The organism is Streptomyces sp. Isolate_45 (genome assembly GCF_024721315.2).
Lineage (GTDB): Bacteria > Actinomycetota > Actinomycetes > Streptomycetales > Streptomycetaceae > Streptomyces.
The window spans coordinates 18338-34228 of record NZ_JANFAK020000094.1; the positions used below are offsets into that span (position 1 = coordinate 18338).

The following is a 15891-nucleotide window of genomic DNA, read 5'->3' on the forward strand; positions in this document are numbered from 1 at the left end:
CAGCAGGTGAACATCACTCCGCCCCGGGGCGCCGTGCGCGGTGGCGGTCGGGGGCCGGCCGGATTGTCGGCCGGGACCGGGAGGGCGGGGTCCTCAGGGTTGGGCGCCGCCCGTTTCCGCGTGGTGCACGAGCCGGGAGAGTTCCGTCCGCGAGCGCACTCCCAGTACGGCGAAGACATTGCGCAGGTGGTGGTCGACGGTACGGGGGCTGACCGAGAGGCTCAGCGCCACCTCACGGTTGGTGGCGCCCTCGGCGACACGGCGTGCGATGCGCAGTTGCTGCGGTGTCAGCCGGGCCAGGCCGCCCACCGGTGCGGTGGCGGAGGCGTCACCAGTGGCCCGCAGCTCGGCACGGGTCTGCTCGGCCCAGGCCGGGGCCCCACAGCGCTCGAAGGCGACCAGCGCGTCCCGCAGCCGGTTCTTCGCCTCCGCGGGGCGGCGTCGGCGGCGCAGCCACTTTCCGTACAGCAACTGGGTGCGGGCCCGCTCGAAGTCGCCGTGCGCGGTGTCGTGCCGGGTCAGGGCCAGGGCATAGAGGGCGTCGGCGGTGTCGTCCGGCGGTGCGACCAAGGCGCGGCACCGGGCCAGTTGCGCCGGTGCCTGCGGGTCGGCGCCCTGGGCGGCCCAGCGGGCGAACTCCTCGACGGCCGCCCTGGCTTCCGTCGTGGCCCCGGACATCACGGCGGCTTCGACGAAGCAGGGCAGGGCGAGCATGCGTACGGCGAAGTGGCCGCGTCCGGGCCCCGGTCGGGTCAGGGGGCCGAGCCGGGCAGCGGCCTCGAAGGGCCTACCGCGGCACAGGTCCACGCGCGCCCAGGCCCATTCGGCCAGGGTGACGGTCTGGAGGAGGCCGTGCGGGCGAGCGATCTCCACGGCGGCTGCGGCGTGTACGGCGACGGCGGCCGCGTCGTCCTCGACCGAGGCGACCAGGGCGAGGATGGCGTGCTGACCGGCGGCCACGTTCCGCTGGCCGGCCCGGTGGGCGGCGCGGAGGCCTTCCTGCGCGTGGGTCCTGGCCCCCGCGTGCCGACCGGCGCGCAGCTCGGCGTACGCGAGGTGTTCGAGGATCCGGGGGGTGAGGGCGGCCAGCCCTCTGGCTCGCGAGACGGCCAAGGCCCGGGCGTTGGCCCGACATGCTGCCGGGATTTCGCCGAGTACCAGCGCGGCCACGCCGGCCCGCAGCAGGCGGGTGGGGTCGTCGTCGTGGAGCGCACGGTCGACCACGCGGCGCAGCGCCGGCGCGGCTTCGGTCAGGTGTCCGTCGAGCGCGGTGCGCAGGCCCGTTCGGTAGTCGCGCCGGGGATCGTGCGAAGGGGGCGGGGTCTGTGGGTCCGACCGTACGTGCGTCCCGTGTCGGGCCGGGGCGCATGGGGCAGCCGCGGACGGCGCCTCGGCGGTGGTGGGATCGTCGGGGAGGGCCGGGAGGGGTGCCTCGGCGAGGGCGGAGATGCAGGCGTCGGCGTCGCCCGCGGCCCACGCCGCGTCCATCGCCTCCATCCTGGCCTCCAGGGCGGCTTCCGCGTCGGACGGACCGAGCCGCTCCGCGGCAATGAGCAGCGCCTGGTAGGCGTCCCCGACCGGTCCGTCCCTGAGGGCGAGGCTGCCCCGGACGAGTTCCGTGCGCCCGTGCATCGTGTCGGGGGACGTGCCGTCCCGGGTGGCTGCCAGCAGCCGGCGTGCCCTGCGGGGGTGTCCCGCGAGGCGGGCGTACTCCGCCGCGGCGGTCAGGCGTGCGGTACGGGCATCCTCGTGGGCGGTGAGTTCGGCGGCTCGGGAGAGGGCTGCCGAGCGTTCCATCCCGGACGTCGGCGTGCCGGGAGCAGCCGCCGCGACGAGGGCGGCGGCGAGAGGGGTGTCGGGGCCTTGCGCGGCCAGGGCGAGGTGGAGCAGGTGGCGCAGTCGGTACCGGTCGGCGTCGATGACGGTGGCGAGCAGGGCATGGGCGGCCCGGCGCTGCGAGGACGGCACGCCGGTGTAGGCGGTCCGCCGGAGCAGGGAGCTACCGAACGTGACGCGGTGGCCATCGTGGTATACCAGTCTCGCCGTCTCGGCGGGGTCCATGGCGGCGGGGTCCAGTCCGGCCTCACGGGCGGCGCGCAGGATCAGGCAGGCATCCGCGCCGGCGGCTTCGGGGTCGGGTTCGTGGGCGGCGGCCGCCAGGAGCAGGAGTTGTCGCGTGGGCGCCGGCAGGGGGGCGAGCCGGCTGCCGAAGGTGGCCCACAGGGCGGCGCCGTCCACGAGGGGGCGGGGCAGCGGACGGTGGCCGCCGAGTTCGTCCGGGGTGAGGCGTTGCGCGAGGGCCACGAGGACGGCGGGGTTCCCTTCGGCTTCGGACAGCAGCTCCGAGCGTACGGACGTGTCCACGACCGCACCGGCGAGGTCGTGCAGCAGGGCGGTCGCCGCGCTGTCGTCGAGGGGGCCGAGGCGGACCAGGGGCAGCCCCGTGAAGTCGGTCTCGTCCGCCCGGTGTTCCGTGATCGTGAGCAGGAGCCCGATCGGGCGGTCCGGGTCCGGGTGCCGCGCTGTCGCGCCGAGCACGGCCCGTGAGGGCGCGTCCCACAGGTGTACGTCGTCCACGCAGACGAGCGGTGGCTCGCCTCCGGGGGCGTACTGTCGCAGCAGTTCGGGCAGATCGGCCGCCGATAGGCCTCGTCCGAACGCGGAGCGTGGCGGCGCCGCGCCCCACTCCTCGGCTGCCGCGCACAGCAGCGCGTGGATGCCTCCGTAGGGGCGGGGGTTGCCCGGAAGGAGGCGGGGGCGCAGCACGGGTCCGAACGTGAACTCGTGGGCGGCCCGGGCCAGAAGAGCGCTCCGGCCCCGTCCCGGCTCCGCGGCGAGGAGCAGTGCCCCGCCGCGTCGGGCCCGGAGTTGGTTCGACAGGGCTTCAACGGCTGCCGTTTCGGCCGTCCGGCCGTATATCCGGCAAGGACTTCCCACGATCGTCTCTCCGGTCACGCCGGTGAGGTTACTGCCGTGTAAACAATGGCGGAAGCCTGAACGCAGCCGGTGAAGAGCCCGAGAGGGCACTGCCTCCACCGGCCGGGGGCGGTTCAGGAGGAATGGGGGCAGTTTCCCCGGTACTCCTCGATGGTCGGGCCGGGGCTCGGCAGCGGGCAGAGGAATTGTTCGTAGCGGGTGTCGTTGTCGATGAACCGCTTGAGCCACGCGACGCTGTACTTGGCGATGGGGGTGTTGGAGGTGTTCGGAGTGAAGTGCGTGGCGTTGTTGAGTTCCACGTACGCCTTGTCGAGCGAGCTCGGCAGGCTCGTGTAGAAGGGTTCCGAGTGCGTGAGCACGGGTGCGATGGTGTCGCCGTCGGCCCCGACGACCAGGGTCGGTGTCTGGATCTCGGGCCAGGACTTGTCGAGGTTCCAACCGGTGAGCGCGATGGCCGCTTGCAGCGAGGGACGGGACTTGGCGGCTTCCAGCGTTCCGCCGCCGCCCATGGAGTGGCCCATCACCCCGAGTCGGCTGCTGTCGATCCTGGCGCGGACGGCACTGCGCTGGGTCAAGTAGTCGAGGGCGGAAAGTAGCTGCCGGCCTCTGCTGTCGGGCTGGTCGAGGGTGGTGAGCGTGTCGATGGTCATGACGACGAAGCCCTGGGAGGCCAGTCGTGGGCCGAGCCAGGCCATGGACGACTGGGTGGCGGTGTAGCCGGGTGAGATCGCCACGGCGCCGAAGGTGCCGTCAGCCGTGGTGCTGGGGTAGTAGATGGTGCCGCCGCCGAAGCCCGTAACGCCCAGGGAGGAGACGCTGGTCTGGGACACCGCGTAGGGCCCGCGGACGGCCTCGATGCTCGACGTGGTCGGCGCAGGGCCCCGCTCGTACGGATTGGCCGCGGCCTGGGCAGCGGATGCCGTGAAGGAGGCGAGTCCGCCGATGGTCACGAGGGCGGCCAAGGCGGACACGAGCGGCCGCAGCCGCGCCCTCCCGACGCCGGTGGGGTCGGCGGACCGGCCCTTCGTGGCAGCGGCGTCGCCGCCCGGGCGGGGTCGGGGTGCGTTCTCGGTGTGTTGCTGCTGCACGACGGAGTCGTCCTCTCGGTCGTGGCGGAGCCCGCCCGCCGGTACCCGGCGATGCGCCGAAGGGGGTGGGTCCGCCTCTTTCGCTGGCGAGACCACTGTCACGGCGCGCCCGGGAGGCGCACATCGGTGGAATCACCGGTCTCGCTGGCGAGTGCGGTCAGCCGCCCAACAGGCGATTGCTCATCGAGGCCTCGTCCGACGGAGTTTGCGGGGCTACCCCCGTCATCTGTTTCGCGGTCCTGCGATGGGGCCGCTGGCCTCCGGGCCCGGTCTGACTGTGTCCCCTCTGTCGAAGGCATGACCTGGGGGGTGGTGTCGCCGGGTCCGTGGGGTGCCGCCGGGGACGCTGATGAGAGACCCGGCCACCGCCCGGTCCGGCGCAATGCCGGGCGAAGACGTGGGCGGCAGGTCTGCATGACGTGGATGCGCCAGCACGGTGCCGTCGCCGAGGCCGGCATGGTCAACGACCCGGAAAGGGTGCGATGTCCGGCATCGAAGGCGTGGGAGTCTTCCTCGGGATGGACGTCGGCAAAACGGCCCGTCACGGCCACGGGCTCACCCCGGCCGGGAAGAAGGTCTTCTTGAGAAGCGCACCGCGGCGCTCCGGCCGTCCTACCTGCCGCTGATCAGATGCCGATGAGCGGCGCGCGGGTGCGTTGATCGGCTGGCCTAGCCGCGAGGTCGGGCCGCCTCTCGGGCTGCCGACCACCGTACGTAGGGGATCCCGCCGAGCAGCCCGGCCGCGACGGCGGCCGATGCCCACATGGCGACCGTCGCCGATTCTCTGACGGGAGCGGTGATGTCGAGTCCCACAAAATTCCAGACCAGAACGCTGCGGAGACGGATGCCCGCCGCCAGGAGATCCGGCTGGAGGCCGGCAAGGGCCTCCGCAGCCTGCGCGAGCATCTGCTCCACCGGCGGGGACAGCGTCATCTCCGGGGCCTCCCTCACACACCGGCCCCTGCATCCAGGGTCCCCGCCCGCAGCCGCTATGCCGAGCCGATCGCCGAATCCCGGCGCATCAGGGTCGGCGGCCCGGAGTCCGACGGCCCGGACCGAGAACCGAGCGCCCACCGGAGACCGTCCTACGGCCAGGCGCAGCAACGGGCCCTCACCCGCGTATCCACGGCCCTGTCCACGGCCAGCTGGTCGACCACCTCCCCGCCCGGCCAGTCCTGGCGGGACAGCACAGCGCCGTGCCTCCACCGGCCGTACCCCCGCACCCACAGGGCCCGGCGGTTCCCCGCAGGCCAGCACCACACCCGCAGCCGGCCGCTCCCGCCTTCGCGTTGCCAGGAGCGCGTGTGAGGCACCGGAATCGGCCGGGGAATCGTCGACCACCTCACATGGTGGGGCAGACACCGGACAGCGGCGGACAACGGTGGACAGCGTTCGTCTCCGTGTGGCCTGGAAGGTGGACAGCGGGCTGCCGGAGTCTTGGATCACGCCGGAGAGCGCACCGTCAAGGTGGCGCCGAAGGCCAGAGCGAACCTGCTCGCCACCCGTCCTGTCCTGCCCGTCTCGCTCCGGCGCTCCCTTGCGGCGGCTGCTCAGCGATCCGTCACCATGCCGCGGGTGGCCGCCCCCGCAACCCATGTCCCATACAAGTGACTTTTAACTTCCACCAGGAGGAACTCATATGAGTATCCGTCGGATGTCAGGTGCGCTCGTGCGCGGAGCCTGCGTCTCAGCCGTCGCCCTGCTGACCACCCTCGCGACCACGCTCCCCGCCCATGCGATCAACCGGACGGGCTGTGGGGGGCGAAGCGACTTCCTCCAGATCCACCTCACCCAGGGCGAGGTGCTCTGCTTCGCGAACGCTGGAGAAGTGCACGTCGCCATCTACGGGATTCAGTACATCTCGACCGGCAACAACGTGGTGAGGATCCGGTACAGGCCCGGAATCAACTCTGCGCCGATGGAGGTGGGTGTCGGAAAGTGGAGCACGTACTCGCTTGTCCAGGACCCGGATGGGTGGAAGGCCCCATTCCAGGCACACAAGATCGAATGGATCAAGATTCACTGAGCGCAAGTGCGGGCGTCATCCGACGCCCGCACCCTGAACCGTGCTGGGCCTGGCGTTGCCAGGCCGGAGCAGCGTAGCTATGGCAGCTGCCGACCGTCGTGGTCCCGGGAACCGGGACCCTCGACATCGTGATCCCGTCACCGGCCGCCTCACTCACCGCGGTCCACGACCAGCGCCGGACGCTGGAAGCCCCCAGATCAGCACCCTGCTGGAGGCCCACCCCCTTCACCAGGTCCTGACCTCGATGCCCGGAGTCGGAGTCAGGACCGCCGCTGTCTTGCTGGTCACCGTCGGAGACGGCACCAGTTTTCCCAGCGCCGCCCACCTCGCCTCCTACGCCGGCCTCTCGCCCCAACCACAAAGTCGTGCGGGACCTCGATACACGGCGAACACGCGCCACGAGACGGAAACCGGCAGCTCAAACACGCGATGTTCCTCTCCGCCTTCGCCTGCATGAACACCGACCCGGCGTCCCGCACCTACTACGACCGGCAAAGAGCCCGCGGCAAAACGCACACTCAAGCCCCCCTGAGACTCGCCCGCCAACGCATCAGCGTCCTCTTCGCCATGCTCCGCGACGGCACCTTCTACGAGTCCAGAACCCCCGCCATCACCCTCGCCGCATGACCACCCCAAACAGCCTCATACCCGGCACAACGTCCTTGATGAAGGACATAGAGACACCCCCGAGCCTCGTCCACTCCCCGCCATCGCCTTCGAGTCGGAGAACCAGGACGAAACGATCCTCGTGCAGGTCGCCATGCAGGTGGACGCGGACGATGGCATCCACACGTTCCACAATCCTCCCCCGGCCCGGAGAGCCAACCGGTTCGCAGACGGCAGTCGACGACGGTCCGCCCAGTCGACACCGCCTCCCGGGAGCGGGATGATGGAAACAATTGACGTATTCCACCGCACCCTCCTTCGCCGCCGGGCAGACGGAAGGAAGGCTGTGGACCGCCCGTCCGCTGACGGAGACGCACGGACGGAACGCGAGGGAGACGAGCATGTCCCCGAGAACAACAGCCGCCCCACACCACCGCTCCGGCCGGCCCGTTCGAGTATCCCTCGTCCTGGCCTCCGCAGGTGTCCTCGTGGTCGGCCTGGCCACCTCCGCCACCGCACAGGACCCGATCTACAACCCTCCACGCCTGGTGAGCCTCCAGCTCCAAGCACCCAACGTCACTGTCATATTCCGGGACAACTCCGAACCGGACACCGCCTTCTTCATCGAGCTGACGGAACGGGACAACCCGACCTACGCGAGGATTGACAAAACCCTGCCCGGCACCAACGCGCCAGGTGTGGGCAGGACCGTCACCCGGTCCGTCAACGCCGGCATCAAACCCGGCATCGCCTACTGCGCCACGGTCAAGGCCTTGGTGCACGCGGAGGACCCCGTCCTGTACGACCTGGAGGACGCCGTCACGGAACCGTCCAACAAGGTCTGCGCAAACCCCACCGACGCGGCCAACCCGGCCGGCTCGCCCAGCAACGCCTCGCTGGGCACGATCACAGGCGAGGCGGAACCGGCGGCCGGCACCAATCGCAACTTCTGGCTGCCGTACGGGAATGCCGGCGCCGAGGTCAAGGGCGCGGTGATCGAGGTGTCCACTTCCGGAGCTCTGTCGATACGGAGACCCCCGGAGAATGGCACCTTCAGCGGCTTCCAGTGCGTGCAGTCGGGAGCGGTGGCCGGCAGTACAAGTGGCGGCTTCCGCTGCACCGGTGGCACGCTCAAGGCCGGTGAGAAGAACCAGATTCCGGTGCTGGTGAAGGTGGGGACAGCTGGGCAGGGGGCTATCCACGCCTCGATCCGCGCACCCGGCGACACCAATCCCGGAGACAACAACAGCACGCACACCGTGCGCGTCAAGTGACCGAGCCCGGACGTGGACGCCGCGGACGCCCTGGTGCCTATGGCACCAGGGCCCCGAAGGAACTGCTACACCACCTGCCGGCCCTGGTACCACGCCGGCCTACTCATCCGAGTGCCCGACCTGAGCTCTGCCGGGATCGCGGTTGCTCGACCGGAGACCACCTCATTGTCGATGTTCTGCGGTACCCGGCTCGCGTGGCGTCCAACCGATCCTGATGGCGCCTCAACTCCTCCGTCCTTCCCTCTGGTGGCAACTGCTTACCTGCGGGAACTGCGGTATTGCTGTTACTGATCGTTTCAGAATGAGATTGGTTGCGGGGCTTGGCAGTTGGGTGTGGTGTCGGCAGGATCTGGGGTGTGTCTGATCTCGTGCCTGATGACCTGTGGGAACGTGTGGCCCCGTTGTTGCCGGGTCAGCCGGCCAGGCGGATTCGGTATCCCGGGCGGCTTCCGGTAGACGATCGTGCGGCGTTGAGGGCCATCGTTTACGTGCTGTGCAAGGGCGTGAGCTGGCGGGACGTTCCTGCCGAGCGGTTCGGCTTCAGCGATGTGACGGCTTGGCGCCGGCTTCGGGACTGGACCGAGGCCGGCGTGTGGCCCCGCCTCCACCAAGTCCTGCTGACCGAGTTGCGGGCCGCCGGGCTGCTGGACATGGATGACGCCGCGATCGACGCCTCGCACGTCAGAGCCCTCAAAGACATATCAGGGAGCCAAGAAGTCGAGCTGCCTGCCCGTCGGAGAGCGCGAGCAGTGGGCTGAAGGCGTGTTGTCCGTTGTAGCACTTGCCGGTCTGAAGACAGTGGTGGAGCCGGCCGAGGAAGCGGTTGAGCAGGTTGCGTTGAGCGGCGTTGTGCCAGTCTCCGTGTTCGCGCCGGCGCCGGTAGTGGGCGTCGGCCCCGGTGAGGCCTGGAGGGCGGCGAAAGCCCAGAGGAAGCCGGCGTTCATGAGCCGGTTGTTCTTGACGAAGCGGCGTCCGACGAAGCGTTTCTTCCCGGAGGCGCGCGTGATCGGTGCGGAGCCGGCATAGGATTTGAGGGCTCTCGCGTCGCTGAAACGAGCCCGGTCGTCGCCGATCTCGGCGAGCACCCTGGCGCCGAGCAGAGAGCCGAGGCCGGGAAAGCCGAGCAGGATCTCGCTGTCCGCGTGCTGGTGGAAGCTCTCTTCAGCGGCGGCGGCGAGGTCGTCCGCGGCCTGGCAGGCTGCGGTCAGTTGCGTGAGGAGGGCCTGTAGCTGCTTGCCGAAGGCGTCCTCGACCACCGGAATGTGGCGGGCGTACTCGGCACGGAAGACGGCCTGCAGGCGCTCGGCTTCGGCGTCGATGGAGCGGGTGCGTCCGCCGCGTTTGAGGGCGACCCGTAGCTGAGCGAGGGTGAGCCGGGCCGCTTTGGCCGGGGTGGGTGCCAGGGCGAGGACGGCGCGAGCGTCGGGCCGGGTCAGGCCACCCTTCTTGCTCTGGAAAGCGAGGAGTGCGGCGGGGAAGAACTCGCGCAGGAGTGAGCGGACCTGGTTGAAGATCTGCTGCCTGCTCCAGACGGCGTCTTGCTGGGCGCGGGCCAGCACGGTGATGGCCTGGGCGAGCTCGGAGTCGGCCGGCAAAGGTCGGTGCATGGCCATGTCGGTGCGCAGGATGTTCGCCAGGACCAGGGCGTCCCCGGGGTCGGATTTCTTGCGGCTGACGCCATGGCGGTCGCGGTAACGCGAAGCTGCGAGCGGGTTGATCGCGAAAACCTTGAGGTTCCCGGCGCGCAAGGTTGCCACGAGCGGATATAGGAGTTTCGGTACCGTCGCCGTGCTCGGCCAGGAGTTCCAGGAGCTTGTTGTACTGAGGTTTTCGGGTTGTCGTCGGGTGGTGACGGTTGATGATCCCTGCGGTATGCCAGTGAGGTGAGGTATCCGGAGGGTGGGGGCCTGACCGCTGAGCGTCGGGCGTTTCGTGAGGGGATCCGGCTTCAGGCCGGCGAGAGGTTCGCGGCGGGCGAGAAGACCACGGTGATCGCGAAAGAGCTGCGGGCGAGCGTGCGGTCGGTGGAACGCTGGCGCCGCGCCTGGCGCGAGGGCGGCATGGAAGCCTTGCGCTCGGCGGGCCCGGCGAACTCCCCGACCGTCACCGATGACCAGTTCACCGTGCTCGAGGAGGAACTCGGCAAGGGCCCCTCAGCGCACGGTGCGGAAGCACTTCGGGTCTTGGAGGGCGCGGCGCCCACAACCGGCTGCGGAAGTGGGACGCCGACGGCACCCGGGAGAAGGTCCTCATCGCACCCGGCCACGCCCGTGACGCACCCGCGTTCCCGAAGGGCACAGCACGATCAAGGGGTTCCGCGGCCGGTCGGCAGCGAGACCGACGTGGTCCTGGCCGACAAGGCCTATTCGTCCCACACGATCCGCTCCCACCTGCAGCGCCACGTGCATGGAGACGGCGGCGAGCAGCATGCCCCAACCCCTATACGATCCCGGCCCGCGAGCGCCCACCGTCCCGTATGTGGTCCCGTTCACACCTCGACACTGCGCCCGCCGCATCCGCTGCGGCGGTGGGTGCGATCTACTGCCGGAGAGGACGGTGGCTACGGCCGGAACCGGCTCTCCGGGGCCTGCGGTGAGGTCAGTCGAACAAACTCTCCCGATCTGCGTGACGTCGAGCAGCAGGCCGTCCAGGGGACCGCTGCGGACAATGGGCCTGTTCAGGGTATCTACTTCGGGCCAGCACGGCTGCGGACGGCTCCTTTCCCGAGTGATGGGCTGCCGTCTCCGATGGCTTGCCGAGCTCTGCGTCGATATGGTCCGCGCCCGGTCCGTCGAACTGCAGCGCGCCGAACTGCAGGCCGCCATCTTCCTCTTCACACGATTCTGTTCCTGAAACGTCGGCGGGATGCCGGCTGTCGCAACTGGGCACTCACGACAGCCGGCCTCGATACCCGGAGCCCGCCCGTGAACGCGTTCAGGCGTTCGGTGGGGGTAGGTCAGGCGGCCGCGAGGCTGATCTGGTCCTTGAAGATCACCCAGCGCTGGCCCTGGTCCTTGGCGTCGCACGGCTTGGTCGACACGTTCGGGGTGCTCCAGGCGTTCGCGAAGCAGTAGGCCGGGGCGTAGGCGAGGGTGATCTGCTGGCCCGAGACATTCCAGTACTGTCCCTGGTCCTTCGCGTCGCACGGCTTCACCGACACGTCCGAGGCGTTCCAGGTGTTGGCGAGGCAGTAGGCCGGGGCGTTGGTCAGGGAGATCTGGTGGCCCGAGAGGGTCCAGTGCTGGCCCTGGTCCTTGGTGTCGCAGGGCTTGGTGGAGACGTTCGGCGTGTTCCAGGCGTTGGCGAGGCAGTAGAGCCCAGGAGCACGTAGGACCGGAGTGGCGGTCGCCGCTGCCTGCGCCCCGGTCGCCGGCAGGAAGGAAGCGGTCAGCGCCAGCGCGGTGAGGGCGAGCGTCTTGCGGAGGGCGATTGCCATGAGGGCGAAATCCGTTTCTGCCGGAGAAGTGGGATTCGCGCCCGAACGCCCGATGGATTCCCATCCCGGCTCCGAACGCAAGACAATTGATAGCAGCAGCCAAGAATTGGCCAACGGTTTCTGCTCGGCATCTTCATCCCAAAGAGCCACAACATGTGATGACCCGACAGACAGCCGGGAGAACGGCCAGGGAGCGCGCCAAGACACCCCCACTCCCCCTGTTCCGCTCCTGGCGAGGGGGCCCAGCTCCGGAGGACGGGTTCGGCGAAGCCCACCAGGCGGTGAACGTCGTCCCCATCAGTGCTGAGGTCGGCCGTGTGAAGGTCGAGCGCAAGCCGGTGGCCAGGACCATCCTTCCTCACCCGCTTCGCCAGCTCCGAGACCGTCGTCCACCGCCGCTCCGCGCTGCGCGCCTCCAAGGTCATGCACGAACGCGCGTTCTCCGACGACAAGATCTCCTTCGCCTTCGACAGCGAGATCGCCGAGATCAAGGAGTCGAACGGCATGCTCTCCGGCGTGACCCTGCGTGACCCCTTCACCGGCTGGCTCGGCCTCGACCGCGAGGGCTACCTGAGGGTGAAGTCCCCCAGCACCCGCACCAGCCTGCACTGCGTCTTCGCCGCCGGCGACGTCGTCGACCACACCTACCGCCAGGCCGTCACCGCGGCCGGCACCGGCTGCTCGGCGGCCCTGGACGCCGAGCGCTACCTCGCCGCCCGCCACCACGAGACCACCACCCCGGTCGCGGTCGCCGCCACTCGCTGACCCCACCGCAGCAGCGGCCACTGCCCAACCAGCCCCGTCCAGGCGAAGGCCCTGTCCCCCGACGATGGCGCTGCGTCGCCCAGGGGAGCAGGGTCTGTCCGCATGCGAGCCGGCCCGGCGAGGGCAGGGCGTCATGGGGGGTATCGCTCAGGTGGCCGCCTTCCAGGTGCAGTCGACGGGTGACGCGTACGGCTTCGAGCAGCCGGCGGTCGTGGGCGACCAGCAGCAGGGTGCCGTCGTAGGCGTCGAGGGCGGATTCGAGCTGCTCGATGGCCTGCAGGTCGAGGTGGTTGGTGGGTTCGTCCAGAAGGAAGACGTCATAGCGCGACAGCAGGAGCGAGGCCAGCTGGGCGCGTGCGGCCTGCCCGCCGGGCAGCGAGGTCATGGCCTGCCCCAGGTCGATCCCGAGGCCGAGCGTGCCGGCGACGTGCTCGGCGCGCTCGTCCAGGTCGGCGCCGCCCAGCGCGAGCCAGCGTTCCAGGCTCGTGGCGTACGCCTCGTCCGCCCCGGCGACGCCGTCGGCCAAGCCTTGGGAGGCGCCGACGGCGTCGTCTACGGAGAAGTACGCTTCGCCCCGCAACTGCACGGCCGCCACGGAATGACCGCCGACGAAGCCGTTCAGGCAGTCGCCGATGGACTGGCCCAGGGCCGGGCCACCACCGGATTGGGCACCGGACTACTCCTGTGCTGCCTGCGCCACCAGAGCCCGGACGAAAGCCTCGCCGTCGCCGAGACCGCCGTCAGGCACCGGGACATCGTCACCGGCCTCGACCTCGCCGGCGACGAAACCCTGTACACCGCCCGCCCCCACAGGGCCGCCTTCGACCTCGCCCACAGTGTTGGCATGCCCTGCACCGTCCACGCCGGAGAAGCAGCGGGACCCTGCACACCCTGCACTGAGCCGACGAGATCCGGGACCCAAAGCAGGAAATCGACACCCTGCCCGGCCGCACCAAGGCCTCCGCCAAGGAACTACGGATGGCCGAGCAACTCATCACCGCCCTCAGCATGACCTGGGACCCGACCCGGTTCCACGACACGTTCCAGGAGAAGGTCGCCACCCTCATCGACGCCGAACAGGCGGGCGAGAGCGTGGAGAAGGCCGAACCCGCAGCCGAACCCACCGGCGCCGTCGACCTCATGGAAGCCCTACGCGCCAGCGTCGAACGAGCGGCGCGCCCGAAGAGCACCGGCGGCAAGACCACCGCCCCCAAGAAGGAGGACCTGGACGGCCTGTCCAAGGCCGCCCTCTACAAGAAGGCTGCCGCCGCCCACCTCCCCGACCGCTCGAACATGACCCGCAACGACCTGCTGAAAGCCCTCACCCTCACCCGACGTCACCGGCGGCCGTTGTCCACTGACAGGTGATCCTGACTCTTTGCCAGGCGAGTTTGACCGTCGCTGGGTTCCTGTCACTCGATCTCGGCCGGCAGCCAGTGCTTGGTGAGGGGCGGTGGGATCACTGATTGCGCAATGCTTCCCATAGGTCGGGGAGGGGGGCGTCGGGGTCCTCCCCTTCGGTGGACAGGCCGACGTAGGCGCGTAGGGCGGGTCGGGTGCCGGGGAGGCCGTATTGAGTGAACCGCTCGTGGAGATCTGAGCCGAACGGCATGGGCTGGAACTCCGCGGCGGTCAGCAACTCGGCCAGGACCCTCAGCAACTCCCGACGCCCAGGCGAGAGCTCGGTGAACACCGGGCTGGTGTCCGCGGGGTCGAACAGGGCTTCCAGCAGGTTCTCGGCGCGGACCGCCAGCGGACGGGGCACGAATTCGGTCTTCTCGATACGAGGCAGGGCGCGGACAATCTCCAGAAGGATCCCGTCCGGGTTCTCGGCAGCGCCCATCAGGTGCAGCAGACTGCGGACGGTGTAGCTGTGCAGGTCGCCGTCGTGATGGTCGGTGGCTGACTCGGGGGCCGGCCCGGCGCCGAAGGCCGCCAGCTCGGCGGCGATGCGCTCCGCCGGCGGCAGACCGGGCGCGGAGGCCGGGTGCGCGATCAGCAAGCGGGTCAGGGCGGTGGCGCCGGCCCAGCGCAGCAAGGGGTCCTCGTGGTCGAGGTGGTGCCGGAGTTGCCCGTCCGGGTCGTGGTCGGTGAGTAGCCCGACCGCCACGAGGACCGTGGCTATGCAGACCGGGTCCTGCTCGCCGTCGAGGCAGGCAAGCAACGGGAGCAGGGTGGCGGCGGCCTCCTCGGGGAACCAGCCGAGAAGGTACGCGGTCTTGGTGCGGATCTCCGGGTCCCGGTCGCTGAGCAGTTCGAGCAGGACGGGAAGCTGGGCGCGGACCGCGTCATAGGAGCGCAGTGCGCCCTCGCGGGCGTCGGCGGGATGTCCCGCCGCACAGTACGCCCGTCCCTCACGCAAGTTCTCCAGCCGCTCCTCGCCGGTCTCGGCGGCGATCTGCTCGTCGTACCAGCGCAGATTTTCTTCGGGGCTGATGGCCGCGGCGCGCCACGCGGCGGTGTCGATGCCGAGCGGGAGGTCGTACTCGTCGTGCCAATCAATGGCCAGACGGGTCAGCAGCAGCAGTGCGTCGGCCCGAGCGCCGACCGGGCCCGCGACAGCGATCCGTGCGAGGAACGACACGGCGTACGGAGAGGCCGAGTACCGGGTGCCCTGGTGGAAAATGTTGCCGAACAGGCTACGGAAGGCGCTCTCCCGGGCCTCCTCGTCCGGCCCGCACACCGTCCGGAGCTGGCCGGGCACATCCTCGGCGCTGCCGTGGGCGTGTCCCAGGGCCGCCCAGTCGATGTCGTCCAGCCCTGCCAGGAGATCGTCGGATCGTTTCATGATCCGTATGCTCGCAGGGACCGCTGACACCGCTCCCGCAGACGAACTGTCTCCTGGAGCTCAGCGGTCAAGCCCACCTGCAATCGGTCAAGATCGCCTGTCAAAAAGCAGCTGTCCCTGCCTGCGGGCGATCCTCCCGGCGGCTGGCCCGCAGCCCGGAAAGATCGGGGTCCTGCCCGGCAGGCCACCCGCCTGCGGATGGGAAGCCCGCGGATGGCCGACCCACCCTTCCTCGATACTCACCAGTACCGAGGCTGGGGCTCCTCCCACTCGTCCTTCGGAAGCATCTCGCCGTACAGCCGAGCGACATGCAGACGGAGCAGCACTCTCCGCTTCTCCGCCATCCGCCGAAACAGCTCCTCCGGGTCTCCCTCGGAGAACCACAGGTACTTCCAGGCCTCCTGGCAGATCGCATCGCCGGGCTCGCGGCACAGCTCCGAGATCTCCATGTGCCCGTCGGCCGCCACCCAGAACCTGTTCTCGTGATCCCCCGTCACCATGCGCGCCCAGGGCTTCGCCTGAAACCTCTGGACGCGTTCGTCGTCCCGATCAGCGAGCAGGCGCACGATCCGGTCCCGCGAGTCCCAGCCGTAGCCCTTCAGATAGCCCTCCGGCGGGTGCCCGGGAGAACGGCCCATCTCATCAGAGTCGGAGTAGGCCAACAGTTGCCCCATACCGTCGTAGAGGCCGATCCTTCTGCGGAAACCGAACCACTCACCGGCTTCCTCGTCGGTCAACAGCCGCGCCCCGTCCCGGAACCCACCCACGTCCCCACCGTTCAACCCCACACACTCCCCCGATACAACTCCAGCGACACGCCCACCGCACAACAGGCCTCCCCCACCATAGAGTGCCCCCGTACCTGGCTCGCGGCCGGGCGGAAGCCCGGCGAACGGGCCGAAGGCGGGGGGGGGGGGGGGGGGGCGCGGGGGGGGGGGGGGCCCGCCGGCGCGGCGACCGCCCGTGGAGCT

11 protein-coding genes and 5 pseudogenes are annotated in these 15891 nt (G+C 70.0%); 8 read left to right on the forward strand and 8 right to left on the reverse strand.

Annotation, left to right across the window (positions count from 1 at the left end):
• Positions 1–93 precede the first annotated feature (93 nt).
• The 3 genes from NOD94_RS26610 to NOD94_RS26620 form a co-directional block, all read right to left on the reverse strand.
• Positions 94–2955: a LuxR family transcriptional regulator gene (locus NOD94_RS26610; RefSeq protein WP_281208647.1), complete on the reverse strand. Its 2862-nt coding sequence runs from the start codon at positions 2953–2955 to the stop codon at positions 94–96.
• A 95-nt stretch (positions 2956–3050) separates the two neighbouring features.
• A complete protein-coding gene (locus tag NOD94_RS26615; RefSeq protein WP_281208656.1) occupies positions 3051–3908 on the reverse strand; it encodes an alpha/beta hydrolase in 858 nt (285 codons plus the stop codon).
• Between the two features lie 786 nt (positions 3909–4694).
• Positions 4695–4958, reverse strand: coding sequence for a hypothetical protein (locus NOD94_RS26620; RefSeq protein WP_281208648.1), 264 nt, complete (start codon positions 4956–4958; stop codon positions 4695–4697).
• 706 nt (positions 4959–5664) lie between these two features.
• Here NOD94_RS26620 and NOD94_RS26625 point away from each other — a divergent pair.
• From NOD94_RS26625 to NOD94_RS26640, 4 genes and pseudogenes are all read left to right on the forward strand, one after another.
• Entirely contained in the window at positions 5665–6051 is a 387-nt protein-coding gene (locus NOD94_RS26625; RefSeq protein WP_281208649.1) for a beta/gamma crystallin domain-containing protein, read from the forward strand.
• A 92-nt stretch (positions 6052–6143) separates the two neighbouring features.
• Positions 6144–6678, forward strand: a pseudogene (locus tag NOD94_RS26630) (transposase); the annotation flags it as partial.
• 380 nt (positions 6679–7058) lie between these two features.
• Positions 7059–7931, forward strand: a complete 873-nt coding sequence (locus NOD94_RS26635) for a hypothetical protein (RefSeq protein ID WP_281208650.1) — start codon at positions 7059–7061, stop codon at positions 7929–7931.
• Positions 7932–8287: 356 nt separating this feature from the next.
• Positions 8288–8626 (forward strand): annotated as a pseudogene (locus NOD94_RS26640) (transposase); the annotation flags it as partial.
• Here NOD94_RS26640 and NOD94_RS26645 read toward each other — a convergent pair.
• A pseudogene (locus NOD94_RS26645) lies at positions 8622–9752 on the reverse strand (IS110 family transposase); the annotation flags it as partial. The pseudogenes NOD94_RS26640 and NOD94_RS26645 overlap by 5 nt on opposite strands.
• A gap of 167 nt (positions 9753–9919) precedes the next feature.
• Here NOD94_RS26645 and NOD94_RS26650 point away from each other — a divergent pair.
• A complete protein-coding gene (locus tag NOD94_RS26650) occupies positions 9920–11005 on the forward strand; it encodes a hypothetical protein (RefSeq protein ID WP_281208657.1) in 1086 nt (361 codons plus the stop codon).
• On the opposite strand, the gene NOD94_RS26655 is transcribed toward NOD94_RS26650, so the two are convergent.
• Positions 10888–11367: a ricin-type beta-trefoil lectin domain protein gene (locus NOD94_RS26655; protein WP_281208651.1), complete on the reverse strand. Its 480-nt coding sequence runs from the start codon at positions 11365–11367 to the stop codon at positions 10888–10890. The two genes, NOD94_RS26650 and NOD94_RS26655, sit on opposite strands and share 118 nt — an antisense overlap.
• A 351-nt stretch (positions 11368–11718) precedes the next feature.
• Between NOD94_RS26655 and NOD94_RS26660 the strand changes: the two are divergent.
• Positions 11719–12132, forward strand: a pseudogene (locus NOD94_RS26660) (NAD-binding protein); the annotation flags it as partial.
• A gap of 256 nt (positions 12133–12388) precedes the next feature.
• On the opposite strand, the pseudogene NOD94_RS26665 reads toward NOD94_RS26660, so the two are convergent.
• A pseudogene (locus tag NOD94_RS26665) lies at positions 12389–12688 on the reverse strand (ATP-binding cassette domain-containing protein); the annotation flags it as partial.
• 42 nt (positions 12689–12730) lie between these two features.
• Between NOD94_RS26665 and NOD94_RS26670 the strand changes: the two are divergent.
• Positions 12731–13144: a hypothetical protein gene (locus NOD94_RS26670; RefSeq protein WP_281208652.1), complete on the forward strand. Its 414-nt coding sequence runs from the start codon at positions 12731–12733 to the stop codon at positions 13142–13144.
• Positions 13111–13500: a hypothetical protein gene (locus NOD94_RS26675; protein ID WP_281208653.1), complete on the forward strand. Its 390-nt coding sequence runs from the start codon at positions 13111–13113 to the stop codon at positions 13498–13500. Before NOD94_RS26670 ends, NOD94_RS26675 begins: the two co-directional genes overlap by 34 nt.
• Before the next feature lie 91 nt (positions 13501–13591).
• Here the strand turns inward: NOD94_RS26675 and NOD94_RS26680 are convergent, their stop codons facing one another.
• Together NOD94_RS26680 and NOD94_RS26685 are read right to left on the reverse strand one after the other, a co-directional pair.
• Positions 13592–14920 carry a hypothetical protein gene (locus tag NOD94_RS26680; RefSeq protein ID WP_281208654.1) on the reverse strand — a complete coding sequence of 443 codons (1329 nt, stop codon included), beginning with the start codon at positions 14918–14920 and terminating at the stop codon, positions 13592–13594.
• Positions 14921–15159: 239 nt separating this feature from the next.
• Positions 15160–15657, reverse strand: coding sequence for a hypothetical protein (locus NOD94_RS26685; protein ID WP_281208655.1), 498 nt, complete (start codon positions 15655–15657; stop codon positions 15160–15162).
• Between the last annotated feature and the right edge of the window lie 234 nt (positions 15658–15891).